This window comes from Halosegnis sp. (genome assembly GCF_042216475.1).
Lineage (GTDB): Archaea > Halobacteriota > Halobacteria > Halobacteriales > Haloarculaceae > Halosegnis.
Window position 1 is genome coordinate 52,599 of the sequence record NZ_JBDGTV010000008.1, and the last position, 25,099, is coordinate 77,697.

The window sequence follows — 25,099 nt, forward strand, 5'->3', positions numbered from 1 at the left end:
GCTACTCGTAGACCCAATCTGCGGCGTCGAGCTCCCAGTCGACCAGCTCCTCGTCGTCGAAGAACAGCTCGATCTCCCGCTCGTTGGCGCCGGGGTCCTCGTGGTCGGAGCCGTGGATCACGTTGTGGCCAAGGTCCAGCCCAAGGTCACCCCGGATTGTGCCGGGGGGTGACTCGGCGGGGTCGGTCTCGCCCATCATCTTGCGTACCTGCCGGGTGGCGTCGGCGCCCTCCCAGACCATCGCGAAGACGGGCCCGGAGGTAATGAATTCGACGAGCCCTTCGAAGAACGGCTTCCCCTCGTGCTCGCCGTAGTGCTCGTGGGCCAGTTCCTCGTCGATTTGCATGAACTTCGCGCCAACCAGCTTGAGCCCGCGCTGCTCGAACCGGGAGACAATCTCGCCGATGAGCCCGCGCTGGACGCCGTCCGGCTTCACCATCACGAACGTGCGCTCATCGTGGCTCATTGCTCAACCTCGTCCTCATCCTCGTCCGACTCCTCGGCATCAGCGTCGGTTGCCTCCGTTTCGGCTTCCGCTTCGGTCTCGTCGGCTTCCGCTTCGGCTTCCACGTTGGCTTCAGCCTCTGCCTCGGCTTCTTCAGCCTCTGCCTCGGCTTCTTCAGCCTCCGCTTCGGCGCGCTCGGCGTCCGCCTCGGCCTGTGCGGCCGCCCGGCGGTCGCCGGCCCGCTGGCCGGCCTCGGTCCACTCGACGTCGCGGGGCTCGCGGCCGAGATCCGTGTTCTTCTCGCACTTCGCGGAGCAGAAGTGGTGTGTCGTGCCGTCGTTCAACACGAGCATCGTGCCCGTTCCGGGCTCGATGTCCGTGCCACAGAAGTCACATTCACGTGTTCGAGGCATTACTGACCACCGATAGCGTCCGCCTCGCGGGCGGTCTCGCGCAGTTGGATGATGTCACCGACCCGGACGGGGCCGAGACAGTTCCGCGTGATGATGCGCCCCTGGTTCTCGCCCTCTTTGATGCGGCACTTCACCTGCATCGCCTCGCCGTGCATCCCAGTCTTACCGACGACCTCGATGACCTCAGCGGGCGTGGCGTCGTTCGCTTCCTCTTCGGCGGACATCGGTCTATCGGAGCTCCTCGATCTTCGAGGTGATATCCTCGACGTCAGTGACGGCCTCGCCGGCGTCCGTGATGGCGGCGGCGGCGGAGCCGACCGATAGGCCGGCCGCGCGGCCGATCTCATCCTGTGTCTCGACGAAAATGTACGGGACATCCTTCTCGTCCGCGAGCTCTGGGAGGTGCATCACGACCTCTTCGGGCTCAACATCCTCGGCGACGAAGACGAGCAGCGCGTTACCACGCTCGACGGCCTTGGTCGTCTCGTTCGTTCCCTTCTTTACCGAACCGGTGTCCCGGGCAACCTCGAGCGCCTCGATGGCATCGTCTTCGAGATCTGCGGGCACATCGTAGTCTACGTAAACTGGCATGTGTGTGGTCACCTCCGGCGCGCTGGCTCGCTCCCCCCCGCCTCCGACCCGAGTGGGTCTGCAGCACAGTTGCCCGTACCGCGTTAATCCTTGGCTAGGGGTGTCACAACCGCGCGCCGGCTGTACCAGTTCTACTAAACGACCGTATAAAAGCGTGTTTGAACGCGGCCGGCCGTGCGGCCGGCTGGCACGCTCACAGCGCCGCGTACTCGGGGTCGGCCACCTTCACGAGCTGCTTGCCCACGTTGACGCCCTCAAACAGCCCAAGGAACGCGTCTGGGGCGTTCTCGAACCCGTCGACGACATTCTCGCGATAGTCAAGTTTCCCCTCATGTATCCATGCGCCGAGTTGTCGGAGCGCCTCCCCCCACTGCTCAGGGCCGTAGTCACGCACGAGCACGCCCTCAACGCGTCCACGCGTCTCGATGAGTTTCGCCAGCTTTCGAGGCCCCGTGGGCACCTCTGTCGCGTTGTACTGAGCAATCTGGCCGCAGACAACGACGCGACAGCGCACGTTCAGATGGTCCCACACAGCGTCCGTCACCGGGCCGCCGACATTGTCATAGTAGACATCAATCCCGTCGGTCAATTCACCGAGCCGTGCGGCTACGTCTTCCGTTTTGTAGTTGATGGCGGCGTCGAACCCTAGCTCCTCTGTGAGCCATGCCGTCTTTTCATCGGCACCGGCGATACCAACTACTTCACAGCCACCAATGCGGGCCACCTGGCCGACAACGCTGCCGACCGCGCCGGCAGCCGCACTCACCACCACTGTGTCGCCGGGGCTGGGATTGCCGACATCGAGCAGCCCCCAATAGCCGGTAACGCCAGGCATCCCAAGCACGCCGAGCGCCGTTGACACCGGCGCGAGGTCAGGGTTCACACCCCGTAGGTCGTCGCCGTCAACAACGGCATGTTCCGCCCAATAGAGACTCTCGCCTTGGACCACGTCGCCCTGCTCAAACTCGGGGTGGCGCGACTCAACAACCTCGGCAACAACGCCGGCCCGCATCGGATCGCCCACCTGCCAAGGGTCGGCATAACTCTCAGCGTCGCGCATCCGCCCGCGCATGTACGGGTCTACAGACTGGTAGAGTGTGCGGATGAGCACCTCACCCCGGTCCGGGTCCCCGAGTTCGGTCGTCTCAAGCCGGAAGTTGTCGGCCGTCGGTTCGCCGGTTGGTCGCGAGTCAAGGACCCACTGTCGTGTTTCCATACCCCCCGTTCCAAGGGGGGCCACTTGGCGGTTTTGACGACCGAAAGGGGCTTTCTCGCCCGGGGTTTCGCTCTGACATGGAGGAGACGGCGCGCGCGCTCGCTGCTGAGGCGCGCACGACCAACGAGCGGCGCGCACTTGTGGTCCACGGCGCCCGCGAGCGCTGCTATCGGGTCGCGCGCCGAGCGCTGGCGACCGCCAATATCGACGGCAGCGAGACTACCTACCTCACGGAGGCAGACATCGGTCCCGGCGAGCACCTGCCCCTATCTCGTTCAGGTGAACTGCTCGGACGTACCCGCGACGCCGTGGTCGTTGACTGCCACGATGAGTGCCGTCCAAACGCGCTGGGGCGAGCCGTCGGCGCCGTGGATGGCGGCGGCCTCCTGCTCATGCTGGCGCCACCGCTCAAGGAGTGGCCGGACCGTCGTGACGCCTTCGACGAGCGGCTGGCGGTTCCGCCCTTCGGCATCGAGGATGTGACGGGGCGATTTCGCCGACGACTCATCCGGCTGGTCCAGGCCCACCGCGGTGTCGCCGTCCGCGACGCCGACGCCAAGACGTGGGAGTCGGACGGCCTGACAGACCCGGCTCCACGCCGACCGACCCCCGCCCCGGCAGTACCCGACGGCGCGTTCCCAGCAGCCGTCTACGAGGCCTGCCGCACCCGCGACCAGATGGAGGCAGTCCACGCGCTGGAGAGGCTCACCGAGTCGGGCGCGGCTGTCGTCGTAGAGGCTGATCGGGGGCGTGGGAAGTCGGCCGCGGCAGGGCTGGCAGCCGGTGCGCTCGCCGCCGAGGGGCGGGACGTGCTCGTTACAGCACCCACTTACCGCAATGCCACGGAGGTGTTCGACCGCGGAGCCGCGACGCTGCGTACACTCGGGGCGTTCTCCCAGCGGCCTAGCAATCACCCAGTTACCGCGGCGGACGGCGGCCGTATCCGGTTCGCAAAGCCGCCGGCTGCCGTTGAGCTGGCGGCGGACGTCATCATCGTCGACGAGGCTGCAGGCATTCCCGTCCGGCTGCTAGAGGCGTTTGCTGGTGGAGAGACGCCCGTGGCGTTCGCGACGACAGCCCACGGCTATGAAGGAGCCGGCCGCGGCTTCGACGTGCGCTTCCGTGACCGCCTGGAAGCAAGCGACCGAACCGTGACGGAGGTCCAGCTGGATGAGCCAATCCGATACGCCGGCGGTGATCCCGTTGAGGTGTGGGCGTTTCGCACGCTTTTGTTCGACGCCAGCCCGCCGACCGAACAGCTCGTGGCGGATGCAACGGCAGAGACGGCCCGGTACGTCAGGTTCCCACCAGACCGACTCCTAACGGACGAGCACCTGCTTCGGGAGGCGTTCGGCCTGCTTGTAACCGCACATTACCGGACGGAACCTGACGACCTCGCACGATTGCTAGATGCGCCGAACGTCACCGTGCGCGGGCTCTGCCACGAGGGCCACGTCGTCGGCGTCGCGCTGCTCGCGTGGGAGGGCGACTTGTCGGCCGAGCGACGCGAGCGCATGTATGAAGGCGAATACGTCCGCGGCAACATGCTGCCGGACGTGCTCACATCACAGCTCCGGGATTTGGAAGCGGCTGCTCCCCGCGGACTCCGGGTCGTCCGGATTGCGGTCCACGAGGCGGTCCGGTCGCGGGGGCTCGGCACCCAACTGCTGTCGGCCGTCGCCAGCGAATTCGGCCCCAAGGACGACCGACCACTGGCGGTTGGCGACGACGCCCATCCAGACCCATTGGAGCGCCGTCACCGCCGGGCAGATGGCCCGTTCGACTATCTCGGAGTTGGCTTCGGCGCAACGCCACCCCTACTGTCGTTCTGGACCCAAGCCGGCTATCAGACAGTCCATCTCTCTACGACTCGCAACGATAGCTCCGGCGAGTACTCCGCGCTGCTGGTGCGCCCATTCACCGATGAGGGACAGGCGCTGCTTGACCGAAACGGCGACTGGTTCCGCCGGCGTATTGGCGCCGTGCTCACCGACGGGCTAAACGACTGCGACCCAGGCGTCGTTGCAGCGGCGCTGCGGGCCACGTCGGGCACTGTCGACCTAGACCTGACCGACAGAGAGTGGCGGGTTGTCGCGGCGGCTGCTTACGGGCCAGGTCATTACGACTTCTCTCCGCGACCGTTCAGGCGGCTCGCGCTCCGGGGAATTGTTGACGGAACACTCGAAGGACGGGACGCACACCTGCTCGTCCGGAAGGCGCTCCAAGCGCAGCCGTGGTCCGTCGTCGCCGACGAGTTCGGCTTCGTTTCCAAGCGAGAGTGTGCGCTCGCCTTCACGGACGCCATGCGGACACTCGTCGAGGAGTATGGGACGTCAGTCGCGCGGATAGAGGCCGATCGGTTCGACTAAAGGCGGTTCTCCCGAGCTGGGTCGACATCGATTGCGTCGACCGGACAGACATCGACACAGAGCATGCAGTCGATGCACTGCGACTCGTTGGCGGGGTCTGCCTTCCGCTCCGACTCCGGGTGTCCCGGCGTGTCGACCCACTCAAACACGTCGACAGGACAGTCCTCCAAACAGGCGCCATCCTCAAGACAGATATCGAAGTCGACAGCCACGTGAGTGCCGTGGATCCCGAGCTCCTCCGGTTCGTTGACCGGCCCCCACACCCGGTGGCCGTCGTGCTCCTCGACCACCTCGCGCGATTCCTCGAACTGCGGGTCGATTGCCATGCCAGCTAGTCCGGCCCGAGAACGTAAATATGGTTCCGAACGCGAGGACACTCGCGCTACTCAGCCGAGGCAACACCGGCAACGTCCGTCGTCGCCTCGTCAGGGGTGTGCGAAGTAACACACCGTCTCGCGGTCGGCGTGCTCGTCAACGCGGGCAAAACCGACCCGCTCGAACTGAAGCAGCGCGTCGGGCTCATACTCGTGGACGCCCGGCTCTGCGAAACAGGCCACGTCGCCGTCCATCGTCCGGAGTCGGAGAGAGACGCTGGCCTCAACGGGCGCCCAGTGGACGACTGGAACGCCCTTCTCGCGGACCACCTCAATCGACTCGTCGGTATAAACGAGTCGGTCGCCTTCGCGACCAAATGGGCCGTATCCCTTGAGCCACACCCGCTCGCCGGGGTCCGGGACATCCGCAGGCTCAAGGAAGACGGCCTCGCCGACAGGAATCTCTCGCTCGCCACGATCAGGGTAGTCGGGGTGAAGGGGAGGATGCGCCACGTCGGGGCCGCCGGTCCGCTCGAACCGGACGCCCTCGCGAACGGCGAACGCGCGGTCTGTCTCGTCGTCGACAAGCTCACGATTGTGCGCATAGATGTTCGACATCGGCAGGTCGACGTCGGAGGTGGAGGTACCGAGCTCAACCATCGCGTTCACGACGGCCTCGCCTCGGATGCCACGGCGGCGTAGCGACTTCAGGGTGGGGGCGCGCGGGTCGTCCCAGCCGTCGTACTCACCGGCTGCGACCTTCTGCTTCAGCGTAGAGGTTGACAGCGCTACGTCGTAGGCGTCGACGTTGACGTGGCCCCAGTGAATCACCTCGGGGTACTCCCAGCCGAAGTAGTCGTAGACGAACCGCTGTTTTTTCGCGGAGTCCTGCAAATCGATACCACGGATAATGTGGGTGACGCCGGTGAGGTGGTCGTCGACGCCCGACTGGAAGTCCAACATCGGCCAGCAGCGGTAGTCAGCCGCGACCTCGCGGGGGTGTGGCGTGTCAACCATCCGGAACGCCACGAAATCACGGAGGGCGGGGTTCTTATGATCGATATTCGTCCGCACCCTGAGGACGATATCGCCGGCGTCGTACTCGCCGTCTACCATCGCCTCAAATTCCTCTGCGACGACGTCGGTCTCCTTCTCTCGATGTGGGCATGCCTCACCGGCGTTCTTCAGCTCCGAGAACTCCTCGGCCGGACAGGTACAGGTGTATGCGCCCCCGCGATCAATAAGTTCGCGGGCGTACTCGTAATACGTCTCAACCCGGTCACTAGCCCGGATGACCTCGTCCGGCTCGAAGCCGAGGTAGGCGACGTCCTCGAGGATGGCGTCGTAGGCGTCGAGGTCGGGCCGCTTGGTCTCCGGATCCGTGTCGTCGAACCGGACAATGAAGGAGCCATCGTACCGCTCCGCGTAGGTGCCGATGACCGCGGGCATCCGCGCGTGGCCGATATGCCACGGCCCGTTGGGGTTAGGAGCCGCTCGCATCACTACGCCGTCCTCAACGTTCGGCAGTTCCGGCAGGTCGTGGCCGTCCGTCTCGTCGTCGGCATCGAGCTCCGCCAGAGCGTCGGGGTCGAGTTCGGCCAGCCGCTCGCGTTTCGCGTCCGTCGAGAGCTCGTTCACTCGCTCAATCACCGGCGCGACAACACCCGGTATCTCATCTCCATAGGGCCGGAAGTCAGGGTTGTCGCCCATCAGCGGCCCTATGATGGCGCCTACCTGCGCGTCGCTATCGTGCTTGAGCGCGTTGAACAGCGCGGCCCGCTCGGCCTCGCGTTCGACCCGCTCGCGGAGGTCGTCGTCCATTACTGGGGAGTGGGCGCGGCGCGGCGAAAAGGCTCCTGATTCAGCCGGGGCCCCGAAGCCGCCAGGCCCACCAGCATTTTGTTTGTCCTGACGGGTGACCCGACATGGGCTATGCAGACAACATGTCCGACATCGTCTCAAAGCACGCGGGCGAAAAGCTGCGGTTCTTCATCCGCGCGGACCCTGACAGCCGCGAGCAGTCCATCCTCTACGCCCGCGACGATCTCGAGTGGAGCGACGAGAAGGCTGACGCCGTCGACAAAGAGCTGTTAGAGTTGGTTGCAAAGGAGGGATACGAGGCCGCCCTCAACGCCGGCAAGGTGACCCAGCTCATTAAAGTGGCCGGCGAGATGATACTTTTCACCGGGTTTATCGAGGACGAAGTCGTCGTCGTCTCCTTCGACCGAGGCGTGCTCGGCGCGCTCCCGCCGATGGTCGCGGAGTTCCGCGAGTACATGCAAGCCAACGACATTGAGTTCACCCAGCTTGCGATGGAATGACTAATACTCCCGCTCAACGAGGTAGTCGGCGATGTCACACAACAGCGCGCGTGCCTCGTTGTCGGGGAGCCGTTCGAGCCGGGCCTTCCCCGAGGCGACCAGCTCGTCAGCCAAGTCGCGGGCGTAGTCGATTGAGCCAGCCGCCTCAAGTTTGGCGACCGCGTCCTCGATGGTCGCCTCCGTTACGGCCCCGGGATCGTCCGTGGCAACAAGCCCATCGACATCGACGCCGTGGTCGCGAGCGTGAAGCGTCACGACAGTCTGTTTCCCTTCAATGAGGTCTGAGCCGCGCTGCTTGCCAAGCGTCTCGGACGGGGTCGTCAGGTCGAGCACGTCGTCTTGAATCTGGAAGGCGCGGCCAATATCGATGCCGTAGCCGTGGAGCGCGTCGACGGTCGCCTCGTCGGCCCCCAGCAGGATGGCGGGGATGGCGGCGGCCGCGGCATACAGTACCGCGGTCTTCAGCTCCACCATCTCTAGGTACTCGTCGGTCGTCACGTCTCGTCGCCGCTCGAAGTCGACGTCGAAGGCTTGGCCCTCGCAGATCTCTGTGCAAGTGGTGGCGAGTTCTTCAAGCGCGCGGACCTCCCGCTCGGGCGGGGCGTCCGTCGCGAGCATACACTCGAAGGCCTTTGAGTAGAGCGTGTCCCCCGCGAGAATAGCCGTCTCGACGTCGTACTCGCGGTGGACCGCGGGGACGCCTCGCCGGAGATCGTCGTCGTCCATGATATCGTCATGGATGAGCGTGAACGACTGGATGACCTCGATGGAGACGGCTGCACTCATCACATCGACCGGCTCCTCGCCGAGGTCGGGGAACGAGCGGTATGACTCGTCACGCGGGTGGGTATCGGTGAGCGCCTCCGCAACGAGTAACAAGAGGGTCGGCCGGAGCCGCTTGCCGCCCGCGTCCAGCAGGTAGCGGGAAGCCTCGTAGAGCCGCTCTGGCCGCTTGACCGGGAGCTGATCGCGGATGGCCTCGTTGACCACCGCCCGGCGTTCCTCAAGTGCGGCGCGGACGCGCTCCTCCGTGCTCATTCGACGAGGTTGATGACGTTACCGTTGCGGGTGACGTGGAGGTCACGGCCGAGCTGGTACCCCTTGTCCGCTGCGAGGTCGACGTACGGCGCAAACCCTTTCATGTCTTGGTGGGCCGGGATGACGTTCTGCGGCTCAAGGGCATCCAGCATCTGGTAGTGACCCTCCTCGCGGAGGTGGCCCGAGACGTGGATGTCGTCGTAGATGCGGGCGCCCTGCATGCCGAGCAGCTTCTCTGACTGGTAGCGTTGGCCCTCGTTGGTCGGCTCCGGGATGACTCGTGCCGAGAAGATGACTTTGTCACCTTCCGAAAGTTCGTATGGAGTCTCGCCGCGGCCCATTCGGGTGAGCATCGCGCGTGGCTCTCCCTGGTGGCCGGTGACGATGGGCAGATAGTTCTCTTTCCCCTCGTTCATAATCCGCTTGAACGTCCGATCAACAGACTTGCGGTGTCCATACATGCCCACGTCGCCCGGGAAGTCGACGAATCCAAGCCGCTCTGCCGTCCCCGAGTACTTCTCCATCGACCGGCCGAGCAAGACGGGCTGGCGGCCGATATCACGGGCGAACTCAACCAGTGAAGTGACCCGCGCAATGTGACTCGAGAACGTCGTCGCGACAATGCCGCCGTCGTAGTCCTCCATGGACGTCATCACGTCCTTCAGGTGGCGCCGCGCCACCGACTCAGAGGGCGTCCGACCCTTCCGGCCGGCATTCGTACAGTCCTCGATGTACGCGAGCACACCCGCGCCCTCGCGGCCAATCTCGCGGAATCGCTTCATGTCGATTGGGTCGCCGATAACTGGCGTGTGGTCCATCCGCTTGTCGAGCCCGTATACGATGGCGCCCTCCGGGGTGTGGATGACTGGGTTGATAGCGTCGATGATGGAGTGAGTGACGTTAACGAACTCCAGTTGCACCTGGCCGGAGTCACCAATCTGCATCTGTGCGCCTGCCTCCATCTTCACCAGGTCATTCTCGACGCCGAACTTCTGTTCGCCCTCGATCTGTTGTTTCACCAGTTCGATGGTATATGGGGTGGCAACAACTGGCGCGTCGTACCGGTGTGCGAGCTTCGAGATGGCACCGATATGGTCGAGGTGGCCGTGAGTCGGCACGATTGCTTGCACGTCTCCCTCGATGTCGCTCATAACCCGGTCGTCCGGGATGGCCCCCATATCGATGAGATCCAGGCTATGCATCCGTTCCGTTTCCACATTGTCGTGGATGAGGACCTTCGACAGGTTCAGACCCATGTCGAAGATGACGACGTCGTCGCCGGCGCGGACGGCAGTCATCTGCCGGCCGACCTCCTCGTAACCGCCGATAGTTGCGATGTCAATTTCCATGGTTGTGCTCCGAGGAGAGGTCACCCACGCGAGAGACCGGCGAATACCGGCGACTGCCGCCCGTCGCGACAGTCGCGGCGCGGCCGTCGTCGCCCGGCAGGCCAGATAGCCACCCAGCACGCGCGGCCGCATTGCCGGCCGCCCCGGCGGGGCGACCGCGTCTCGGTTGGCTGTCGCTTTCGCGGCCAGACTTAAAAACGTCGTGGGTCGAGCGCCTCAGTTGATGCGCGTCCCCGGTGACTCCCCTGCGAGGAACGGCCCCACACCATCCGCGTCGAAGACGTACGCTGGCGCCGACAGCGCCAACAGTTCCCGCACTTTCGACGCCATCCCGCCCGTCACGTCCGTGGCGTCGCTTCCGCCCAGTGCAGCCGCCACTTCCTCGTAAGAATCAATTCGCTCGACGACGTCGCCCGCCTCGTCAAGCACGCCCGGAACACCCGAGCAGACGCCGACCCGAGCAGCATCCAGCCGCCTGGCCAATTCAGTGACGAGTTCGTCCCCCGAGAGCACCGTCGCCCCCTCGCCTGCATGGACGACAAGATCACCGTGGAGGACAGGGACGAATCCGGCTGTGAGCATCCCGGCGACTGCGCCCGTTGGCAGCGAGAGCGTCCCCTCGTCGTCACGGCTCGCTACCGAGAACGGGTGGACTGGCACGGCCGGCGTCCCTGCGGCCGCGAGCGCCCCCACGACAGCATCGTTTAGTTCACGCATCGCACCCGTGACAGCCCGGACGGCCGCAGCGTCGCGGGTCCCCTCGGTACGGGAGACGCCGTGGGCGCTGGCGTGGTGGTGACCGAAGCTGCCGCCACCGTGGATGACAACGAGCGAGCCGTCGAAGGCCGCGACATCGGCCGCCAACGTCTCAAGCTGGTCGTGGGCGATAGTCTCGGGGGTAGATTTCTCCGTGACCACGCTCCCCCCCAGTTTGAGCACGACCGGCTCAGACACGCCGGACGCCCTCCGGATCAAGCTCTGCGCGGAATGCCGCCTCGCAGCCGGGCGTGTACTCCAATGCGTGGCGAGTACTCGTCGTCTCGTCAAGCGCGACGATACAGCCACCGCCGCCTGCACCTGTCAGCTTCGCGCCCGTGGCACCCGCGTCTCGTGCAGCCCACACCATCGCCTCCAGCGAGCGCGAGGAGACTCCTAGCGCCGATAGCAGCCCATGGTTGAAGTCCATCAGCTCTCCCACTTGTGCGATATCTTCATCCCGGAGCGCACGAGTACCCTGTCTGACGAGGTCGCCGATGGCCGAGACCGTATCAGCAGCGAATCCGTAGCGGTCGCGCCGTGCCCGGACGCCTGCGACGAGTTCGCCCGTGTCGCCGGCGCCGCCGTCGTAGCCGACCACAAACGGGAGTTCGGGAACGTCCCGGACCCGCCGGCAGTCGTCACCCTCGACGCGGACGGCTCCACCGACGGCCGAGCAGAATGTGTCCGCCCGCGATGCCTGACCCTCCTGGACATCGTGTTCGACTCGGTATGCCCGCTCCGCCAGCTCCTCGGCCGAAAGTTCGACGCCAAGCTCGCGGGTGGCCGCATCGATGCCCGCCACCACGACCGCTGCCGAGGAACCGAGCCCGGCTCCCAGCGGTATCTCGGAGCTGATTTCGACATTGAAGCCGGCGTCTGGTGCGCCGCCGGCCTCGCGCGCCTGCTCGACGGCACCGTCGACATAGCCGGTAGCGGCTTCAACCAGTGCGCCCGGCACGTCGACGTCCGCTTCGTCGGGATCTTCGCCGTAGGTGACGGTGAATCCATCCAGCGAGAGGTCGTCGGCCTCAACGCGGATGCGCTCGTCTGCTCGCTCCTCGACGCTGACCGTCGCGCGCCGCTGTATTGCACACGGCACCGCCGGCTCCCCGTAGACGACAGCGTGCTCCCCGAAGAGATACACCTTACCCGGGGCGCTCGAGGTTTCCATACCGGGCCGTGAACCCGCTCGCCGCTTAAGCCTGTCCTGTCCAGCGGGCGGGAGGACTAAGCCGGTGCCGTCCCTACAGGTCAACGTGTCAATTACGGCCGCCCGCCGCCACCTTGACCGCACCCTCTCTGCGCTGGCGGCCGAATATGGCCGCGTAGAGGTGGTCCGCGAGCGCCATGAGGTGTCGATGGCCGACTACGAGCGACTCCGCGAGCGGACGGAGGCACTCAACTCGCCGGGCGGAGCCGCCGCGTGGGTGCGCGACCCCGATGGCCGTATCCTGCTTGTCGAGACAGAAGAGGGATGGGCCGAGCCGGGCACGTCGCTCCAGCCCGGTCAAGAGTATGTCGAGTGTGCTGAGGCGGCGGTGAGACGGCACGGGGTGACGCCCGCGCTGACCGGCCTCTCGCACGTCCACATCCGTCATGTTGTCGACGGGACCGACCGGCCGCCCCTGCCACAGCCGCTCGTCGTCTTCGACGCACGGGCGAACGAATCAGTCGAATCACCGGCAGAGTGGCACGACCGGCTTCCGGAGCGGCTGCTCTACGAATACCTGCGGGAACTACGGTGAGGAGAGTGACGCGCGGTTACAGCTCGGTCTCGAAGTCCTCAAGCGCGTAGCCTGGCTCGGCACCCCGCCGGTCGAGCGTCTCGTTGGCCAGCAGCCAGTAGACGACTGACAGCGCCTTGCGCCCCTTGTTGTTTGTCGGGATGACAAGGTCAACGTTTGAGGTGGTGTTGTTGGAGTCGCACATCGCGATGACAGGAATGCCAACCGTGATAGCCTCCTTCACCGCCTGAGAGTCGCCGATGGGGTCGGTGACGACGACCACGTCTGGCTCGATGTACCCCTCGTAGTCTGGGTTCGTCAGCGTGCCGGGGATGAACCGGCCGGTCCGGGCGCGCGCGCCGACAGCATCGGCGAACTTCTCGGCTGGGAACCGCCCGTACTGCCGTGAGGACGCCACGAGTATCTGCTCGGGGTCGTAGTTCGTGAGGAACGATGCCGCCGTCCGGATGCGGTCATCGGTCTGGGAGATGTCCAGTACGTAGAGCCCGTCCGTCCGGACCCGGTGGATGAACCGCTCCATCGACTTCGTCTTCTGCTGAGTCCCAATGTGGGCCCCGGCAGCGAGGTAGTCCTCTACTGGGATGAGGAGGTCCGCCTCGTCGTCTGGCATGACATCCTCGTCAAGCACTGCTGGTTCGTCGTCGGCCCCGTCGCCCGCGGCCGCCGCGTCCGATTCGTCCGTCTCGTCGGGCTCCACGACCCCCTCGTCGACGGGCGCCTCCTCCGTCGGCTCCTCGTCAAGTTCGTCGGCGGTCTCCAGCCCTTCGTCGTTGTCGCTCATGCGTTTGCCTCGATTCTGATGAGTTCGTTCAGCTTCGCGGTGCGCTCGCCGCCGACCGCGCCCGTCTTGATGAACGGGGCGTCGGTGGCGACGGCGAGGTGTGCGATGGTCGTATCCTCCGTCTCGCCGCTGCGGTGTGAGACGACCGGGTCGTAGCCGTGTTTGCGCGCCAGTTCGATTGCATCGAACGCGTCCGTCAGCGTCCCAATTTGGTTTGGCTTCACGAGAACTGCATTGGCCGACCCCTGCGCGATACCCTCCCGCAGCCGGTCGGTGTTGGTCACAAACAGGTCGTCACCGCAGACGAGCGTCCGGTCGCCGACCCGGTCGGTGAGCTCCGCGAACCCTTCGTAGTCGTCCTCGTCGAGGGGATCCTCAACGTATGCCAGCCCGTAGTCGGTCGCGAGTTCGGCCATGTAGTCGACCTGCTCGGCCGGCGTGCGGGTCGTGTCGGAGTAGACGTACGCCTCGCCGTCGAACAGCTCCGCGCCGGCGACGTCAAGACCCATCTGTATCTCGAAGCCGACCTCGTCTGCTACTTGATCGACAGCCGTCGAGACAATGGCCAGCGCCTCCTCGTCGTCGATGGCTGGTGCCCACGCCCCTTCGTCGCCCTTCGCGGCCGGAATCGACCGCTCGGCGAGTAGATCGCCGACCGTCTCGTGGACAGCCGCGTTGGCAAACACTGCGTCCGCGACGCTGGGTGCGCCGACCGGCGCGGCGAGGAACTCCTGGATGTCCGTCGCGTCCGCGGCGTGTTCGCCGCCGCCGACGACGTTACCCAGCGGCGTCGGGAACGACTCGCCGCGGAAAGCGCCACCGAGATGCTGGTACAGCGGCGCGCCGAGCATGTCTGCGCCCGCCTTCGCCGCCGCCATCGAGACGGCGACAGCTGCGTTCGCGCCGATAGCCGAAAAGTCGTCGGTACCATCGGCGCCGCGCAACGCGCGGTCGATCGACCGTTGGTCGCCCGCATACACCTGTCCCTCGATCCGCGGGACGGCGAGTTCTCGGGCCTTCGCAATCGCCTCCTCGGCGGGAAGCTCGACAGCCTCGTACTCGCCGGTTGAGGCGCCAGAGGGCGCTGCCGCGCGGCCGAAGCCGCCCGACTCCGTGCGCACTTCGGCCTCAACGGTCGGGTCTCCCCGCGAGTCGAGTACGCGCCGCAGCCGCACCTCGGTGACGAGCGTCACTCGCCGTCACCCCGCCGCACTGTGAACGGAAGCACGTCCGCATCGTACTCCTCGGCGGCGATGAGGATTGGCTCAGTCTGGTCGGTGTCCACTAGCACGGGCGCGCCGTAGCTCACCTGCAAGGCCCGTGCCCCGAGGATGCGCGCCTTCTCGTAGCGGTTGTCCGTCTTCATTGGTATGGTGCCACGATGTCGACGAGGTCCTTGTGCGAGACGAGCATCCGACGACAGCAGGCACGCTCGACGCCAAGTTCGTCGAGAACCTGCTTCGGATTCTCGTCGCCCTCGCGTGTGCGCTTCTTGAACTCTTCCCAGTGTTCGCCGACGACGTTACCGCACGTGAAACACCGGACCGGGACCATCATGTGTGAATCACCTAGCGGTAGGACTTCTGGTAGCGGGCCCGCGCGCCGGGGCCGCCCCACTTCTTTGGTTCGGACTGGCGCACGTCATTGACCAGCAGCGAGCGGTCGAATGCCATGAACGCGTCCCGCAGTTCAGCGTCGTTGTTGTGCTGGACCAGCCCACGGGCGATAGCCGTCCGGGCCGCGTCAGCCCGGCCGGCAAAGCCACCGCCGTTAATCTGGACGTCGATGTCGACATCCTCGCGGAGGTCGTCCTCAACGACACGGAACGGTTCCAGCATCTTCAGCCGGGCGCTCTCGGGCTCAACGAGCTCGACAGGCTGGCTGTTGATGCGGATCTTGCCTGAGCCGTCCCGCACAGTTGCGCGGGCGACGGCCGTCTTCTTCTTTCCTGAGGTGTTCGTTACCATGTGACGTTAGCACCCAGCTGCTCGGAGATCTCCCCGAGCGTGGTGAACTTGATCTTCGACAGGCGGTCCAGCGACGTCCCCTCCAGCACCTCGGCGTTACCCTCGATGGGGTCGCCGACATAGACACGGACGTTCTCGAGCGCCTCGCGGCCGTCCGTCGTCTTGTGCGGCAGCATGCCGCGGATGGACCGCTTGAAAATACGGTCGGGCCGCTTTGGATAGTAGGGCCCGCGGTCGGAGCCGACCTCGCGGCGTTTGCGGAACACGTCCATCGTGGCGTCTTCGTTACCAGTAATGACGGCCCGCTCGGCGTTGATAACCGCGACCCGCTCGCCGTCCAGCGCGCGCTGGGCGACGTTCGAGGCGACGCGACCGAGGATACAGTCACGCGCGTCGACGACGATGTCAGCGTCGAACTCGGCGGTGCTCATCGGATCACCCGTACGTCGGAACCGTCGGGGTTGTTCTCTAGTGCTTCCTCCAGTCGGATGGCCTCACCGACGGCCTCGATTTTCGTTTCAGCGGAGCCGGAGAAGTCGACAGCGGCCACCGTCACGTCCTTGCGGAGCGCGCCGGAGCCGAGCACCTTGCCCGGCACGACCACCGTCTCGTCCTCGCGGGCGTACCGCTCGATACGACCGAGGTTGACCTCCGCGTGGGTGCGCCGCGGCTTCTCGAGCCGCTCGGCGAGGTCTGCCCACACGTCGCCGCCGCCGTCGCGGGCGGCCGCCTTGAGGTCGGCGATGAGACTATTGAGTCTCGGATTTGTCTTACTCATTCGGTATCACTCTCCATCAGAAACGAGTGCAGGGAGCAGGATTCGAACCTGCGGACGTCTACACGACAGCGCCCTGAACGCTGCGCCGTTGACCTGACTTGGCTATCCCTGCGCGCGTACTTCGGTACCGCGGCGCCCGCCCTAACGCTTTCGATGTGTCCGACGCCGCCGGCGGAGCCGGCGCTCGCGACGCCCGACGGCCGGCACGGCGCGAGGCCGCTGGCCCGTCGGCGCGTTGCCGGAGCGGACACGGATGCGTGTGGGTGGGTGCGCGCGGTCATGTTGCTATAATTGGACGGCTTGTTCAAGCTCTTCGGCGCGGTCATGGATGGAATCGACCGCAGCCAGTACGAGCTGTTCGACGCTCATCGAGCCGTCTGTCTCAACGTCGAAGACGAACGCATTGGGCACGTCCGTCACCTCGATTTCTTTCCCCTCGTAACGGTTAGTGAGGTCGTTGCCAAACGACTCTGCCGGGACGAGTTCGCCGTCGTCCTCGATAACTCCCCGCACCATATGTGGCTCTGCTTGCTCGAACGCTTCGTTGTCGCCGACGACCTCAACCCGCTGAAGGTGGCGGTAGCCGACTGCAACGCCGCCTTGGTGTTTGGCGTGGCTCTTCCCGGTGTCCATCACGGCGTCGGCCTCAATCTCAAGCCGCTGACCCTCTTTTAGATCGATAATGGGGACGTTCTGCTCTGCCGGCTTGACTTGGTCGTCCGAGGAGACAATGTCGCCCGAGTAGGCTGTCTCCGGCCCTTCAACGTCGAGTGCGAGCGTGACTGTGTCGCCCTCTTCAAATTCGCCGGGCGGGGTCGTTAACGGCACCAGCCCAAGTCGGAGCCCAATCTGCTCGTCAAACATCACCGACGAGTTTTCCACCACTCGCACCTCGTCGATTGACAGTGTGGGTACGTCGGCGAGCATCGCCCGGCGGACGCCGTTGGCGAAGGCGGGGGAGACACCGCGGACGAGGAATGTCGCCGCACGGTCGTCCCGTTCGATGAACTCAACCTCATATTGCTCGCTCATCTCAGAACCCGCTGTTCTTGGGTGCCCGCGTGCCGTCGTGCGGGATGGGAGTCACGTCTTCGATACGGCCGATTTCTAATCCAGCACGGGCGAGCGCACGGATAGTCGCCTGCGCACCCGGTCCGGGTGACTTGTTCAGGTTGCCGCCTGGCCCGCGCACACGGACATGAAGCCCAGTGATGCCAGCGGCTTTGATTTCCTCGGCAACCGCCTCCGCCATCTGCATCGCAGCATACGGCGATGCCTCGTCGCGGTTCTGCTTCACGACCGTGCCGCCGGAGGATTTCACGATGGTCTCCGCGCCGGTCAGATCCGTTACCGTGATAATCGTGTTATTGAATGAGGCGTACACGTGCGCGACGCCCCACGTCTCGTCGGAACTCATTCTTGATCACCTCCGGCACGCTCTGGGTGGAGTTCGTCCGCGAGCGGACTCCGCTCCTCGTACTCGATCGTATCTTCGCTGGCCACGTCCACTTTCATTGACGGAGAACCGACGCGGGCGCCCTCCATGCGGATGTGCCCATGGACAATGAACTGTCGAGCCTGTTCGGGCGTGTTAGCCAGCCCCTGCCGGTAGACAACCGTCTGAAGCCGCCGCTCGAGCACGTCCGTCACGTCCAGTGACAGGATGTCGTCGAGACTCTCCTCGTCGGAAAGCACGCCAATTCGCTTCAGCCGCGCGAGGAACTCCTCACCTTCGCGGGCTGCCGCCTCGGCATCACCTTGCGTGCGGCCCAGCAGCTTCCGGGCCTCACGCCGGTAACCGCGCAGTTCCGATTGGGCGCGCCATAGCTCCTCCTTGTTCTTTAGCCCGTAGGTGTCGAGCAGGCGTGCCTCGTCGTCAATCCGCTCGCCCTGATACGGGTGGTTCGGCGTTTCGTAGGCCTTGGTGTTGCTCCCGAGGGGCATTACTCTTCACCACCCTCTTCGGCGTCTTCGGCTTGCTGTTCCTTGATGGCCTCGACGTTGACCCCGATGGTTCCCTCCGTCCGGCCGGTTGACTTGGTGCGCTGGCCGCGCACTTTCTGCCCGCGCTTGTGGCGGACTCCTTTATATGAGTCAATCATCTTCATCCGGTTGATGTCGCGCCGGCGCGCCATCTCCAGGTCGTTGCCGGTCTCGTGGGTTGACTCACCGTCGAAGTAGCCGTCTTGGTGGTTTACCATCCACTCGGGCACCTCGTCGGCGTACTCCTCGACAAGTTCGACGATACCGTCGATTTCCTCGTCTTCAAGCTTACCGATGACTGCCCGGCGGTCGATATCTGCTTTTCTCGCGATGATGCGGGCCGTTCGCTGGCCGATACCATTCATCTCCATTAGCGACCGCTCAACGGACTTCGTGCCGTCAAGGTCGGTCTGGCCAATGCGGACGAAGTAGCGGATGTCCTCCTCGTCTTCGCCCTCGGCCTCGGTGTCTGGTTCTTCCGCGCTCATGTGTATCTGTCTCTGCGAGCGTTGCGGCGGGGATTCGAACCCCGGAGGCATGACGCCACTGAGTTAGCAACCCAGCGCCTTGGGCCACTTGGCTACCGCAACACGCGGTCGTGTATCCTCGCCCAGTTGGTCCCAGTCGGGACGCGTCGGACTCGGGGACCTAGTCCCCTGCATCGATTGCATACGAACGCACTCGACACCGACACTTAAGGGTCACGAACCGGCGTGCTGCCTGTCTCACCGTGACACGGCGAGGGCTCGCAGCTTAGTCGTCGATGAAGCAGACGCCCTCACAGACGGGGCACTCGACGGCGTCGGCCGTCGACGGCGTCGCCTCGCTGGGGCCGAACGTCACTAGAGCCGCGGCCACGTCGACCAACTGGCGGCCGCAGAGCGGACACTCTACCACCCCGCGCTCGACGGCCGCCCGCGCGACGACGTTAGGCTCGGTCATCCTCGGCGCCAGCGCCCCCGGCGTCCGACTCGCGGGCGTCGGGCGACCGGTCGCGGGCGAGCGTTCCCCGCTCGGTCACCCGCAGGATGGTCCGCATGTTCCGGTACACGTCACTGGGGGTGGTGTCCTCGTCGGGGTCGTACAGGTCCGAGACGCGGTACACCATCGCGGCCACCTGCTCGGACTCGGAGCTGTCCCCCCGCACCTCCTCGGCGACCGCACGGAGGAGCCGCGCCCGTTCGGGATCCGGGTCGACCGGGTTCGTCATCTTCCGGCGGTACGGCGGCGGTGGATGATACCCTGCATGTTCGCCGTTGAGCGGGCGAACTCGCGGAACGCCTCGCCGGTGGAGCTGTCAGGGTCGAGCACGACCGGCCGGCCCGTGTCGCCGCCCTCACGGACGTCCGGGTCCAGCGGGATGGAGCCGAGGAACGGCAGTTCGTTCTCCTCGGCGAACCGCTGGCCGCCGCCCGACCCGAAGATATCGTGGACGCCGCCGCAGTCCGGGCAGGTGAAGCTCGCCATGTTCTCAACGATTCCGAGCACCGGCGTGTCGTGTTTGCCGAACATCCGCAGCCCCTTGCGGGCGTCGTCCAGCGCCACCTCCTGTGGCGTCGTCACGATGACCGACCCTGAGATGGGGACCGACTGCAGCAGCGTCAGCTGCGTATCGCCGGTGCCCGGCGGCAGGTCCACCACCATGTAGTCGAGGGTGCCCCACTCGACATCTTCGACGAGTTGGGTGATGAGCTTGTGGATCATCGGCCCCCGCCAGATGACGGGGTCGTCCTCGCCGACGAGGAAGGCCATACTCATCAGCTTCATCCCGAACCGCTCGGGCGGAACGATGGTCTCGTCGGCCGTCGCCTGCGGCTGCTGGTCGGCCTCGACCATCCGGGGGACGTTCGGGCCGTACACGTCGGCGTCGAACACGCCGACGCTGGCGCCCATATCCGCGAGGCCGGCCGCGAGGTTCACCGCGACCGTCGACTTGCCGACGCCGCCCTTCCCCGAGGAGACGGCGATGACGTTCTTTACGCCCGGCAACACCTGCTCGTCGGGGTCGAGTCCGCGGTCGACGTTGGCCGTCAGGTCCGCCTCCAGTCCCTCGGCGGTGAGCAGTTCGCGCACCTCGTCGGCCAGCGCCGTCTCGGTCGGCGAGTAGGGCGCCCCTAAGGCCAGGTCGACCGAGACCACGTCGCCGTCGATGTCGATGGCGTTCACCAGCCCCAGCGAGACGATGTCGTCACCCAAGTCGGGGTCCTCGACCTGCCGGAGCAGGTCGCGGACGGCGTCTGTATCCATGCGAGCGGGTAGCCGAGGCCCGCGAATAAGGGTTGTGTCGGCGGGCTGCGGGGCGAAACCGCCGCCGCTTTCCCCACCGGCGCCGAACCGGCGGGCGATGTCGGGGCACTTCGGGCGCCGGGCCGAGTGGCTACGGGCTGGCCACGCCGCCGCACACCCGTACGTCGGCTACGGCGAGGGGCCGCCGCTCGTCGTCCTGCCGGGCGTCAACGACCCTCTCTTGCGCGCCCGCGAGCAGGCGTGGTTCGACGCGCTCCTCGTCGCCTACTGTCGCCGGCAGGCGCGCGCCTGCGCTGCGGCCGGGGCGCCGCGGACGGTCTACTACCTGTCGCGGCCGCCCGGCGTCCCAGAGGGCATCGGCGCGATGGCCGACGGCTACCGCGACGCGCTCGACGCGTTCGGTCCGTGTGACGTGCTGGGCGTCTCGATGGGCGGATTCGCGGCGCTGGCGCTGGCCCGCCGGGACGAGCGGGTCCGGTCGGTCGCGCTCGGCCTGTCGGCCGCCTGGCTATCGCGACACGGCCGCGAGTCGCTGGCGACGTGGGACCGGTGGGCCCGCGAGGGCGAGTGGCGCCGCGTCTACAGGGCGGGCGTCCGCGCGGTCGCGACCGGTCCCGCACGGACGGCCGGCGGGCTGTTCGCCCGCGTGTTCGACCGCGTCCGCATCCCGCCGGACCGGGACTTCCGCCGGACGATCGCCGCGACGCTGGCGTTCGACGCGACGCCGTGGCTCGGGAAGCTTGACGTGCCGGCGCTTGTCGTCGGCGGCACCCGCGACCCGTTCTTTACCGACGGGGCTTTCGCCGCCGCCGCCCGCGGACTGGACGCGTGCCACGAGCGGCTAGACGGGTGGGGCCACGACGCGATGGTGACGACCGGCCGCGTTGACGCCGCCGTCGCCCGCCACCTCGCCGGGCGGTGACGGCTAGCGTTTTGCCCGTCGCGCCGGAAGTACGGGCGTGCTCGCCCGCCACTGGCGCGGCTGGACCGCGCCCGAGGACGCCGACGCCTACGAGCGCCTGCTGACCGACGACCTGCTCCCCCGGTTCGCCCGCGAGGCCGGCGACGGACTGCGCGGCTACGAACTCGGCCGGCGCGCGGCCGGCGAAGAGGTGGCGTTCGCGACGACCATCTACTTCGACTCGCGTGCGGCCGTCGAGGCGTTCGCCGGCGCCGACCCCGAGCGGGCCCACGTCCCCGAGCCGGCCCGCGCGCTGCTCGTCCGCTGGGAGGAGACGGCGACCCACTACGAGGTGCGCGCCCGCGAGCCACCCCAACTACAAGGTGACGGGTAGCCGAACGGCGGGCATGGACGAGACGCCGTACGGCGCGTGGCCGTCGCCGCTGGACGCCGAGACGGTCACCGCAGAGCACGTCGACTTCGGGACCGTGGCCGTCGCCGACGGCGGCGTCTACTGGCTGGAGCGGCGACCGAGCGAGGGGGGGCGAGGGGTCGTCCTCCGGGAAGGGACGCCCGTTACCCCCGACGACCACGACGTCCGCACGACCGTCCACGAGTACGGCGGCGGCGACTTCGCCGTCGTCGACGGGACGGTCGTCTACAGCCGCTTTGAGGACGGCCGGCTCTACCGGACCGGTCCGGACGGGCCGACGCCGGTGACGCCTGCCCCGCCGGAGCCGCGGGCACACCGCTACGCCGATGTCCAGCCCGACCCGGTCCGCGACCGGCTCTACGCCGTCCGCGAGCGCCACGACACAGACGGCGAACCGGTCAACGAACTGGTCGCCGTCCCGCTCGACGGCGGCGAGCCGAGCGTCATCGCCGCTGGCCACGACTTCTACTCGTTCCCCCGGCCGTCGCCGTCGGGCGACCGGCTGGCGTGGACCGTATGGGACCACCCGCAGATGCCGTGGGATGGGACGCGGCTCACCGTCGCCGCGCTCGGAGACGACGGACCGATCGACAAGCGGACGGTCGCCGGCGGCCCCGATGAGTCCGTCTTCTGTCCGGCGTGGGGGCCGGACGGGAGGCTCTACTTCGTCTCCGACCGGACGGGCTGGTGGAATGTGTACGCGCTCACGGACGAGGGGGTCCGGCCGGTGCGCGAGGAGGCCGCTGAGTATGGGACGCCACAGTGGATCTTCGGGCTGGCGACGCTCGCGCCGCTCTCGGACGGCCGGCTGGTCGCCGTCCGCAACCGCGAGGGCACCGACGACCTCGGGCTGCTGGACCCCGGGACGGGCGCGTTCGAGCCGGCAAATCTCCCGTTCGCGGCCTACCCCCACCCCCGCGTGGCGACGGACGGCGAGACGGTGGCGGCCGTCGCCGGCGGGCCGCGGACGCCGCGGACGGTAATCCGGTGGCGTCCCGGTGGGTCGGTGACGCGGCTCCGGCGGTCGTTCGACCTGCCGGTCGCAGACGAGTACGTCTCCGTGCCCGAACACGTCACGTTCCCGTCGGGAGACGCGGCGGCACACGCGCTCTACTACCCGCCGACTAACCCCGACGTGCGGGCGCCCGACGGCGAACGACCGCCGCTCGTTGCGCGCGTCCACGGCGGGCCGACGAGCCAGGCGCGGCCCGTCCTCGACCCGGAGGTGCAGTTCTTCACGACCCGCGGGGTCGGGGTGGTCGACGTGAACTACCGCGGTTCGACCGGCTACGGACGCGCGTACCGCGAGGCGCTCGACGGCGAGTGGGGCGTCGTCGACGTCGCTGACTGCGTGGCCGCCGCCCGCCACCTCGCCGACCGGGGGGACGCCGACCCGGACCGGCTGGCGATACGCGGCGGGAGCGCGGGCGGCTTCGCGACGCTGGCCGCGCTCGCCTTCCACGAGACGTTCGACGCGGGCGCCAGCTACTACGGCGTCGCCGACCTGCGTGCGCTCGCGGAGCACACCCACAAGTTCGAGTCCCGCTACCTCGACGGGCTGGTCGGTCCGCTCCCGGCGGCTGCGGCGACCTACGACGCCCGGTCGCCCGCCGAGCATGCCGACGGCATCGACGCGCCGCTGCTGGTCCTCCAAGGCGGCGAGGACCGCGTCGTCCCGCCCGAACAGGCCGAGCAGCTGGTCGAGGCGCTCGTCGACTCCGGCACGGAGTACGCCTACCTCAAGTTCCCCGACGAGCGCCACGGCTTCCGGACGGCCTCGGCCCGCCGGCGGGCGCTGACGGCTGAGCTCGGCTTCTACGCGGGCGTCTTCGGCTTCGAGGCCGACGGCGCCGACGCTCTGGTGCTGACGGCCGGCGAGTACCACAAGCAGGTTGCCGAGGACGGGTAGGCGAGAACGCCTTTTACGGGTCGGGGGAGTAGCCCCGGGCATGAGCGAGGACACCGGCGGCTGGTTCGCCGACGCCGATCCCGAGGACTCGGGGAGCGCGGCCGCGGCGGTACGCGACGGGTGCGCGGAGACCCCAGACGACTGGCCGGAACGGGCCGTCGAGGCGGGCTTCGCCGAGGACGCCGACGACTACTACGAGCGGCTCCGGGCGGCGACGATCGCGGCGACCCGGGCGGCCGTCCGCGAGGCTGAGCGCGCGGACGACCGCCAGCTGGTCCACGCGGTCCGGGCGATGGACGATTGCGAGCGGACGGCGAACGAACTCGCCGAGCGGCTCCACGAGTGGGCGGGAAGTCTCTTCGAGGGCGTCGAGGCCGGCGTCGACGGCGCCCGTGCGGTGGCCGACCGCGAGCCGTCTGGCCCCGCCGAGGCGCGGGCCGTCTCGCTGGCCGAGCGGGCCGTGGCGCTCGACGAGGAGGCGGCCGACCTCCGGGCGTACGTCGAGCGGGCCGCCCCGGAGGTGGCGCCCAACCTCGCGCACCTCGCCGGACCGGTGCTGGCCGCGCGGCTCATCGCGCTGGCGGGCGGACTGGAGTCGCTAGCGAAGAAGCCCGCGGGGACGGTGCAGGTGCTCGGCGCCGAGGACGCACTGTTCGCCCACCTGCGCGGGCACGCCCCCTCGCCGAAACACGGCGTCATCTACGTCCACGAGTACGTCCGCGGCACGCGCCCGGAGGACCGCGGGAGCGCTGCCCGCGCGCTGGCTGGCAAACTTGCCATCGCGGCACGGGGCGACTACTACCGCGGTGAGTTCAACCCCGAGATAGAGCGCCAACTCGAGGAACGGATGGCGACCATCCACGCCCGTGCTGAAGAGGGTGAGCGCGGTGAGTAACCTGCCAGTTGGCGTTGACCGGCGCACGTTCGACGGCGAGGAGCGGTTAGCGACCCGCGGTGAGCCCGTCTACGGTGAGCCGACCACTGACGGCTGGCGCGCGTGGGATGCCCGCCGCTCGAAACTGGGGGCGATGTTCGAGCACGACTTCAATGTGCCGCTATCAGGGGGTGAGACAACGCTGTATCTTGGCGCTGCTTCGGGGACTACTGTTTCGCACGTCGCCGACTTTGCAGGACCGACGTACGCCGTCGAGTTCGCACCCCGCCCCGCCCGGGACCTCCTCAAGGTTGCTGAGTCGCGTGACCGGTTGTTCCCTCTTTTGAAAGACGCCCGCAAACCCGAAACGTACGCTCATGTCGTGGAGCCGGTGGACGTCGTGGTACAGGACGTGGCAACGCGCGGGCAAGCACAGGTGGCAACGGCTAACGCTCGATTCCTCCCAGAGGGTGGCCTACTGGTTGCGGTTATCAAGGCTCGCTCGGAGGATGTCACCGCGGCTCCGGACACAGTGTTTGAGCAGTCGCTCGACACGCTCCGCAAGGAATACGAACTGGTTGAGACGGGGAAACTCAATCCGTTCCACGAGGACCATCTTGGCGTCGTCGCACGCCGCCGGGGCAACGAGTAGCGGAACGGCTTTAC

The 25,099-nt window shown here is 67.0% G+C and carries 33 protein-coding genes and 2 tRNA genes; 8 read left to right on the plus strand and 27 right to left on the minus strand.

The annotated features are described in order from the left end of the window. Window position 1 precedes the first annotated feature (1 nt). The 5 genes from ndk to ABEJ63_RS04470 form a co-directional block, all read right to left on the minus strand. Window positions 2-466, minus strand: a complete 465-nt coding sequence (gene ndk, locus ABEJ63_RS04450) for a nucleoside-diphosphate kinase (RefSeq protein WP_375795148.1) — start codon at window positions 464-466, stop codon at window positions 2-4. After that, window positions 463-858, minus strand: a complete 396-nt coding sequence (locus ABEJ63_RS04455; protein WP_375795149.1) for a 50S ribosomal protein L24e — start codon at window positions 856-858, stop codon at window positions 463-465. Before ABEJ63_RS04455 ends, ndk begins: the two co-directional genes overlap by 4 nt. Beyond that, window positions 858-1,082, minus strand: coding sequence for a 30S ribosomal protein S28e (locus ABEJ63_RS04460; protein WP_375795150.1), 225 nt, complete (start codon window positions 1,080-1,082; stop codon window positions 858-860). Before ABEJ63_RS04460 ends, ABEJ63_RS04455 begins: the two co-directional genes overlap by 1 nt. 4 nt (window positions 1,083-1,086) lie before the next feature. Continuing rightward, on the minus strand, window positions 1,087-1,449 hold the full coding sequence (rpl7ae, locus tag ABEJ63_RS04465) for a 50S ribosomal protein L7Ae (protein WP_375795151.1): 363 nt from the start codon (window positions 1,447-1,449) through the stop codon (window positions 1,087-1,089). 193 nt (window positions 1,450-1,642) lie between these two features. After that, the gene (locus ABEJ63_RS04470; protein WP_375795152.1) at window positions 1,643-2,665 is read right to left on the minus strand and encodes an NADP-dependent oxidoreductase; all 1,023 of its coding nucleotides are present in this window, start codon (window positions 2,663-2,665) and stop codon (window positions 1,643-1,645) included. Between the two features lie 77 nt (window positions 2,666-2,742). Between ABEJ63_RS04470 and tmcA the strand changes: the two genes are divergently transcribed. Then, window positions 2,743-5,034 (plus strand): tRNA(Met) cytidine acetyltransferase TmcA, encoded by a 2,292-nt coding sequence (gene tmcA / locus ABEJ63_RS04475; RefSeq protein WP_375795153.1) that lies wholly within the window; start codon window positions 2,743-2,745, stop codon window positions 5,032-5,034. Here tmcA and ABEJ63_RS04480 read toward each other — a convergent pair. Then, window positions 5,031-5,360, minus strand: coding sequence for a ferredoxin family protein (locus ABEJ63_RS04480; protein WP_375795154.1), 330 nt, complete (start codon window positions 5,358-5,360; stop codon window positions 5,031-5,033). The genes tmcA and ABEJ63_RS04480 overlap by 4 nt on opposite strands. Before the next feature lie 99 nt (window positions 5,361-5,459). Beyond that, window positions 5,460-7,169 (minus strand): glutamate--tRNA ligase, encoded by a 1,710-nt coding sequence (locus ABEJ63_RS04485; protein ID WP_375795155.1) that lies wholly within the window; start codon window positions 7,167-7,169, stop codon window positions 5,460-5,462. A 104-nt stretch (window positions 7,170-7,273) separates the two neighbouring features. On the opposite strand from ABEJ63_RS04485, the gene ABEJ63_RS04490 reads away from it, so the two are divergent. Then, window positions 7,274-7,669: a hypothetical protein gene (locus ABEJ63_RS04490; RefSeq protein WP_375795156.1), complete on the plus strand. Its 396-nt coding sequence runs from the start codon at window positions 7,274-7,276 to the stop codon at window positions 7,667-7,669. Here ABEJ63_RS04490 and idsA3 read toward each other — a convergent pair whose 3' ends face one another. The 4 genes from idsA3 to mvk all read right to left on the minus strand — a co-directional run bounded on the left by idsA3 (window position 7,670) and on the right by mvk (window position 11,986). Next, the gene (idsA3, locus tag ABEJ63_RS04495; protein WP_375795157.1) at window positions 7,670-8,707 is read right to left on the minus strand and encodes a geranylfarnesyl diphosphate synthase; all 1,038 of its coding nucleotides are present in this window, start codon (window positions 8,705-8,707) and stop codon (window positions 7,670-7,672) included. Further along, on the minus strand, window positions 8,704-10,056 hold the full coding sequence (locus ABEJ63_RS04500; RefSeq protein ID WP_375795158.1) for an RNase J family beta-CASP ribonuclease: 1,353 nt from the start codon (window positions 10,054-10,056) through the stop codon (window positions 8,704-8,706). The genes idsA3 and ABEJ63_RS04500 overlap by 4 nt, the downstream gene beginning before the upstream one ends. Before the next feature lie 216 nt (window positions 10,057-10,272). Beyond that, on the minus strand, window positions 10,273-11,010 hold the full coding sequence (locus ABEJ63_RS04505) for an isopentenyl phosphate kinase (RefSeq protein WP_375795159.1): 738 nt from the start codon (window positions 11,008-11,010) through the stop codon (window positions 10,273-10,275). Beyond that, the gene (mvk, locus tag ABEJ63_RS04510) at window positions 11,003-11,986 is read right to left on the minus strand and encodes a mevalonate kinase (RefSeq protein ID WP_375795160.1); all 984 of its coding nucleotides are present in this window, start codon (window positions 11,984-11,986) and stop codon (window positions 11,003-11,005) included. The genes ABEJ63_RS04505 and mvk overlap by 8 nt, the downstream gene beginning before the upstream one ends. A gap of 85 nt (window positions 11,987-12,071) precedes the next feature. On the opposite strand from mvk, the gene ABEJ63_RS04515 reads away from it, so the two are divergent. Continuing rightward, the gene (locus ABEJ63_RS04515; RefSeq protein WP_375795161.1) at window positions 12,072-12,560 is read left to right on the plus strand and encodes a hypothetical protein; all 489 of its coding nucleotides are present in this window, start codon (window positions 12,072-12,074) and stop codon (window positions 12,558-12,560) included. Window positions 12,561-12,576: 16 nt separating this feature from the next. On the opposite strand, the gene rpsB is transcribed toward ABEJ63_RS04515, so the two are convergent. The 16 genes from rpsB to ABEJ63_RS04595 form a co-directional block, all read right to left on the minus strand. Then, the gene (rpsB, locus tag ABEJ63_RS04520; RefSeq protein WP_375795162.1) at window positions 12,577-13,341 is read right to left on the minus strand and encodes a 30S ribosomal protein S2; all 765 of its coding nucleotides are present in this window, start codon (window positions 13,339-13,341) and stop codon (window positions 12,577-12,579) included. Then, complete coding sequence (gene eno / locus ABEJ63_RS04525) at window positions 13,338-14,534, minus strand: phosphopyruvate hydratase (RefSeq protein ID WP_375795163.1); 1,197 nt, start codon at window positions 14,532-14,534, stop codon at window positions 13,338-13,340. Before eno ends, rpsB begins: the two co-directional genes overlap by 4 nt. Beyond that, window positions 14,531-14,707 (minus strand): DNA-directed RNA polymerase subunit K, encoded by a 177-nt coding sequence (locus tag ABEJ63_RS04530; protein WP_375795164.1) that lies wholly within the window; start codon window positions 14,705-14,707, stop codon window positions 14,531-14,533. Before ABEJ63_RS04530 ends, eno begins: the two co-directional genes overlap by 4 nt. Then, the gene (locus ABEJ63_RS04535) at window positions 14,704-14,898 is read right to left on the minus strand and encodes a DNA-directed RNA polymerase subunit N (RefSeq protein ID WP_375795165.1); all 195 of its coding nucleotides are present in this window, start codon (window positions 14,896-14,898) and stop codon (window positions 14,704-14,706) included. Before ABEJ63_RS04535 ends, ABEJ63_RS04530 begins: the two co-directional genes overlap by 4 nt. Before the next feature lie 11 nt (window positions 14,899-14,909). Then, on the minus strand, window positions 14,910-15,308 hold the full coding sequence (locus ABEJ63_RS04540; protein WP_375795166.1) for a 30S ribosomal protein S9: 399 nt from the start codon (window positions 15,306-15,308) through the stop codon (window positions 14,910-14,912). Continuing rightward, window positions 15,302-15,739 (minus strand): 50S ribosomal protein L13, encoded by a 438-nt coding sequence (locus ABEJ63_RS04545; RefSeq protein WP_375795167.1) that lies wholly within the window; start codon window positions 15,737-15,739, stop codon window positions 15,302-15,304. Before ABEJ63_RS04545 ends, ABEJ63_RS04540 begins: the two co-directional genes overlap by 7 nt. Then, window positions 15,736-16,086, minus strand: a complete 351-nt coding sequence (locus ABEJ63_RS04550; RefSeq protein ID WP_375795168.1) for a 50S ribosomal protein L18e — start codon at window positions 16,084-16,086, stop codon at window positions 15,736-15,738. Before ABEJ63_RS04550 ends, ABEJ63_RS04545 begins: the two co-directional genes overlap by 4 nt. A gap of 27 nt (window positions 16,087-16,113) precedes the next feature. Further along, window positions 16,114-16,198 (minus strand) — tRNA-Leu (locus tag ABEJ63_RS04555). 173 nt (window positions 16,199-16,371) lie between these two features. Continuing rightward, a complete protein-coding gene (locus ABEJ63_RS04560; RefSeq protein WP_375795169.1) occupies window positions 16,372-17,118 on the minus strand; it encodes a DNA-directed RNA polymerase subunit D in 747 nt (248 codons plus the stop codon). A 1-nt stretch (window position 17,119) separates the two neighbouring features. Continuing rightward, window positions 17,120-17,503 carry a 30S ribosomal protein S11 gene (locus ABEJ63_RS04565; protein ID WP_375795170.1) on the minus strand — a complete coding sequence of 128 codons (384 nt, stop codon included), beginning with the start codon at window positions 17,501-17,503 and terminating at the stop codon, window positions 17,120-17,122. Then, the gene (locus ABEJ63_RS04570; protein ID WP_375795171.1) at window positions 17,500-18,030 is read right to left on the minus strand and encodes a 30S ribosomal protein S4; all 531 of its coding nucleotides are present in this window, start codon (window positions 18,028-18,030) and stop codon (window positions 17,500-17,502) included. The genes ABEJ63_RS04565 and ABEJ63_RS04570 overlap by 4 nt, the downstream gene beginning before the upstream one ends. Next, window positions 18,030-18,557 (minus strand): 30S ribosomal protein S13, encoded by a 528-nt coding sequence (locus ABEJ63_RS04575; RefSeq protein ID WP_375795172.1) that lies wholly within the window; start codon window positions 18,555-18,557, stop codon window positions 18,030-18,032. The genes ABEJ63_RS04570 and ABEJ63_RS04575 overlap by 1 nt, the downstream gene beginning before the upstream one ends. Window positions 18,558-18,576: 19 nt before the next feature. Continuing rightward, window positions 18,577-18,659: transfer RNA gene (locus tag ABEJ63_RS04580), tRNA-Ser, on the minus strand. 163 nt (window positions 18,660-18,822) lie between these two features. Further along, complete coding sequence (locus ABEJ63_RS04585; protein ID WP_375795173.1) at window positions 18,823-19,011, minus strand: hypothetical protein; 189 nt, start codon at window positions 19,009-19,011, stop codon at window positions 18,823-18,825. Further along, on the minus strand, window positions 18,998-19,279 hold the full coding sequence (locus ABEJ63_RS04590) for a hypothetical protein (RefSeq protein WP_375795174.1): 282 nt from the start codon (window positions 19,277-19,279) through the stop codon (window positions 18,998-19,000). The genes ABEJ63_RS04585 and ABEJ63_RS04590 overlap by 14 nt, the downstream gene beginning before the upstream one ends. Further along, entirely contained in the window at window positions 19,276-20,316 is a 1,041-nt protein-coding gene (locus ABEJ63_RS04595) for an Mrp/NBP35 family ATP-binding protein (protein WP_375795175.1), read from the minus strand. The genes ABEJ63_RS04590 and ABEJ63_RS04595 overlap by 4 nt, the downstream gene beginning before the upstream one ends. Before the next feature lie 97 nt (window positions 20,317-20,413). On the opposite strand from ABEJ63_RS04595, the gene ABEJ63_RS04600 reads away from it, so the two are divergent. Genes ABEJ63_RS04600 through ABEJ63_RS04620 form a run of 5 tightly spaced genes read left to right on the plus strand, consistent with a single transcriptional unit; the run spans window position 20,414 to window position 25,085 of the window. Next, window positions 20,414-21,238, plus strand: a complete 825-nt coding sequence (locus tag ABEJ63_RS04600) for an alpha/beta fold hydrolase (RefSeq protein WP_375795176.1) — start codon at window positions 20,414-20,416, stop codon at window positions 21,236-21,238. Window positions 21,239-21,275: 37 nt separating this feature from the next. Next, a complete protein-coding gene (locus tag ABEJ63_RS04605; RefSeq protein WP_375795177.1) occupies window positions 21,276-21,611 on the plus strand; it encodes an antibiotic biosynthesis monooxygenase family protein in 336 nt (111 codons plus the stop codon). A gap of 13 nt (window positions 21,612-21,624) precedes the next feature. Further along, complete coding sequence (locus tag ABEJ63_RS04610; protein WP_375795178.1) at window positions 21,625-23,559, plus strand: prolyl oligopeptidase family serine peptidase; 1,935 nt, start codon at window positions 21,625-21,627, stop codon at window positions 23,557-23,559. A gap of 40 nt (window positions 23,560-23,599) precedes the next feature. Continuing rightward, window positions 23,600-24,454, plus strand: a complete 855-nt coding sequence (locus ABEJ63_RS04615; protein WP_375795179.1) for an NOP5/NOP56 family protein — start codon at window positions 23,600-23,602, stop codon at window positions 24,452-24,454. Continuing rightward, entirely contained in the window at window positions 24,447-25,085 is a 639-nt protein-coding gene (locus ABEJ63_RS04620) for a fibrillarin-like rRNA/tRNA 2'-O-methyltransferase (protein ID WP_375795180.1), read from the plus strand. The genes ABEJ63_RS04615 and ABEJ63_RS04620 overlap by 8 nt, the downstream gene beginning before the upstream one ends. Window positions 25,086-25,099: the final 14 nt, after the last annotated feature.

Bases quoted from the DNA above. Each gene is read 5' to 3' on its own strand.
- ndk (WP_375795148.1), bottom strand. From the start codon at position 466: ATGAGCCACGATGAGCGCACGTTCGTGATGGTGAAGCCGGACGGCGTC.
- ABEJ63_RS04455 (WP_375795149.1), bottom strand. From the start codon at position 858: ATGCCTCGAACACGTGAATGTGACTTCTGTGGCACGGACATCGAGCCC.
- ABEJ63_RS04460 (WP_375795150.1), bottom strand. From the start codon at position 1,082: ATGTCCGCCGAAGAGGAAGCGAACGACGCCACGCCCGCTGAGGTCATC.
- rpl7ae (WP_375795151.1), bottom strand. From the start codon at position 1,449: ATGCCAGTTTACGTAGACTACGATGTGCCCGCAGATCTCGAAGACGAT.
- ABEJ63_RS04470 (WP_375795152.1), bottom strand. From the start codon at position 2,665: ATGGAAACACGACAGTGGGTCCTTGACTCGCGACCAACCGGCGAACCG.
- tmcA (WP_375795153.1), top strand. From the start codon at position 2,743: ATGGAGGAGACGGCGCGCGCGCTCGCTGCTGAGGCGCGCACGACCAAC.
- ABEJ63_RS04480 (WP_375795154.1), bottom strand. From the start codon at position 5,360: ATGGCAATCGACCCGCAGTTCGAGGAATCGCGCGAGGTGGTCGAGGAG.
- ABEJ63_RS04485 (WP_375795155.1), bottom strand. From the start codon at position 7,169: ATGGACGACGACCTCCGCGAGCGGGTCGAACGCGAGGCCGAGCGGGCC.
- ABEJ63_RS04490 (WP_375795156.1), top strand. From the start codon at position 7,274: ATGGGCTATGCAGACAACATGTCCGACATCGTCTCAAAGCACGCGGGC.
- idsA3 (WP_375795157.1), bottom strand. From the start codon at position 8,707: ATGAGCACGGAGGAGCGCGTCCGCGCCGCACTTGAGGAACGCCGGGCG.
- ABEJ63_RS04500 (WP_375795158.1), bottom strand. From the start codon at position 10,056: ATGGAAATTGACATCGCAACTATCGGCGGTTACGAGGAGGTCGGCCGG.
- mvk (WP_375795160.1), bottom strand. From the start codon at position 11,986: ATGGAAACCTCGAGCGCCCCGGGTAAGGTGTATCTCTTCGGGGAGCAC.
- rpsB (WP_375795162.1), bottom strand. From the start codon at position 13,341: ATGAGCGACAACGACGAAGGGCTGGAGACCGCCGACGAACTTGACGAG.
- ABEJ63_RS04530 (WP_375795164.1), bottom strand. From the start codon at position 14,707: ATGAAGACGGACAACCGCTACGAGAAGGCGCGCATCCTCGGGGCACGG.
- ABEJ63_RS04535 (WP_375795165.1), bottom strand. From the start codon at position 14,898: ATGATGGTCCCGGTCCGGTGTTTCACGTGCGGTAACGTCGTCGGCGAA.
- ABEJ63_RS04540 (WP_375795166.1), bottom strand. From the start codon at position 15,308: ATGGTAACGAACACCTCAGGAAAGAAGAAGACGGCCGTCGCCCGCGCA.
- ABEJ63_RS04545 (WP_375795167.1), bottom strand. From the start codon at position 15,739: ATGAGCACCGCCGAGTTCGACGCTGACATCGTCGTCGACGCGCGTGAC.
- ABEJ63_RS04550 (WP_375795168.1), bottom strand. From the start codon at position 16,086: ATGAGTAAGACAAATCCGAGACTCAATAGTCTCATCGCCGACCTCAAG.
- ABEJ63_RS04560 (WP_375795169.1), bottom strand. From the start codon at position 17,118: ATGAGCGAGCAATATGAGGTTGAGTTCATCGAACGGGACGACCGTGCG.
- ABEJ63_RS04565 (WP_375795170.1), bottom strand. From the start codon at position 17,503: ATGAGTTCCGACGAGACGTGGGGCGTCGCGCACGTGTACGCCTCATTC.
- ABEJ63_RS04570 (WP_375795171.1), bottom strand. From the start codon at position 18,030: ATGCCCCTCGGGAGCAACACCAAGGCCTACGAAACGCCGAACCACCCG.
- ABEJ63_RS04575 (WP_375795172.1), bottom strand. From the start codon at position 18,557: ATGAGCGCGGAAGAACCAGACACCGAGGCCGAGGGCGAAGACGAGGAG.
- ABEJ63_RS04585 (WP_375795173.1), bottom strand. From the start codon at position 19,011: ATGACCGAGCCTAACGTCGTCGCGCGGGCGGCCGTCGAGCGCGGGGTG.
- ABEJ63_RS04590 (WP_375795174.1), bottom strand. From the start codon at position 19,279: ATGACGAACCCGGTCGACCCGGATCCCGAACGGGCGCGGCTCCTCCGT.
- ABEJ63_RS04595 (WP_375795175.1), bottom strand. From the start codon at position 20,316: ATGGATACAGACGCCGTCCGCGACCTGCTCCGGCAGGTCGAGGACCCC.
- ABEJ63_RS04600 (WP_375795176.1), top strand. From the start codon at position 20,414: ATGTCGGGGCACTTCGGGCGCCGGGCCGAGTGGCTACGGGCTGGCCAC.
- ABEJ63_RS04610 (WP_375795178.1), top strand. From the start codon at position 21,625: ATGGACGAGACGCCGTACGGCGCGTGGCCGTCGCCGCTGGACGCCGAG.
- ABEJ63_RS04615 (WP_375795179.1), top strand. From the start codon at position 23,600: ATGAGCGAGGACACCGGCGGCTGGTTCGCCGACGCCGATCCCGAGGAC.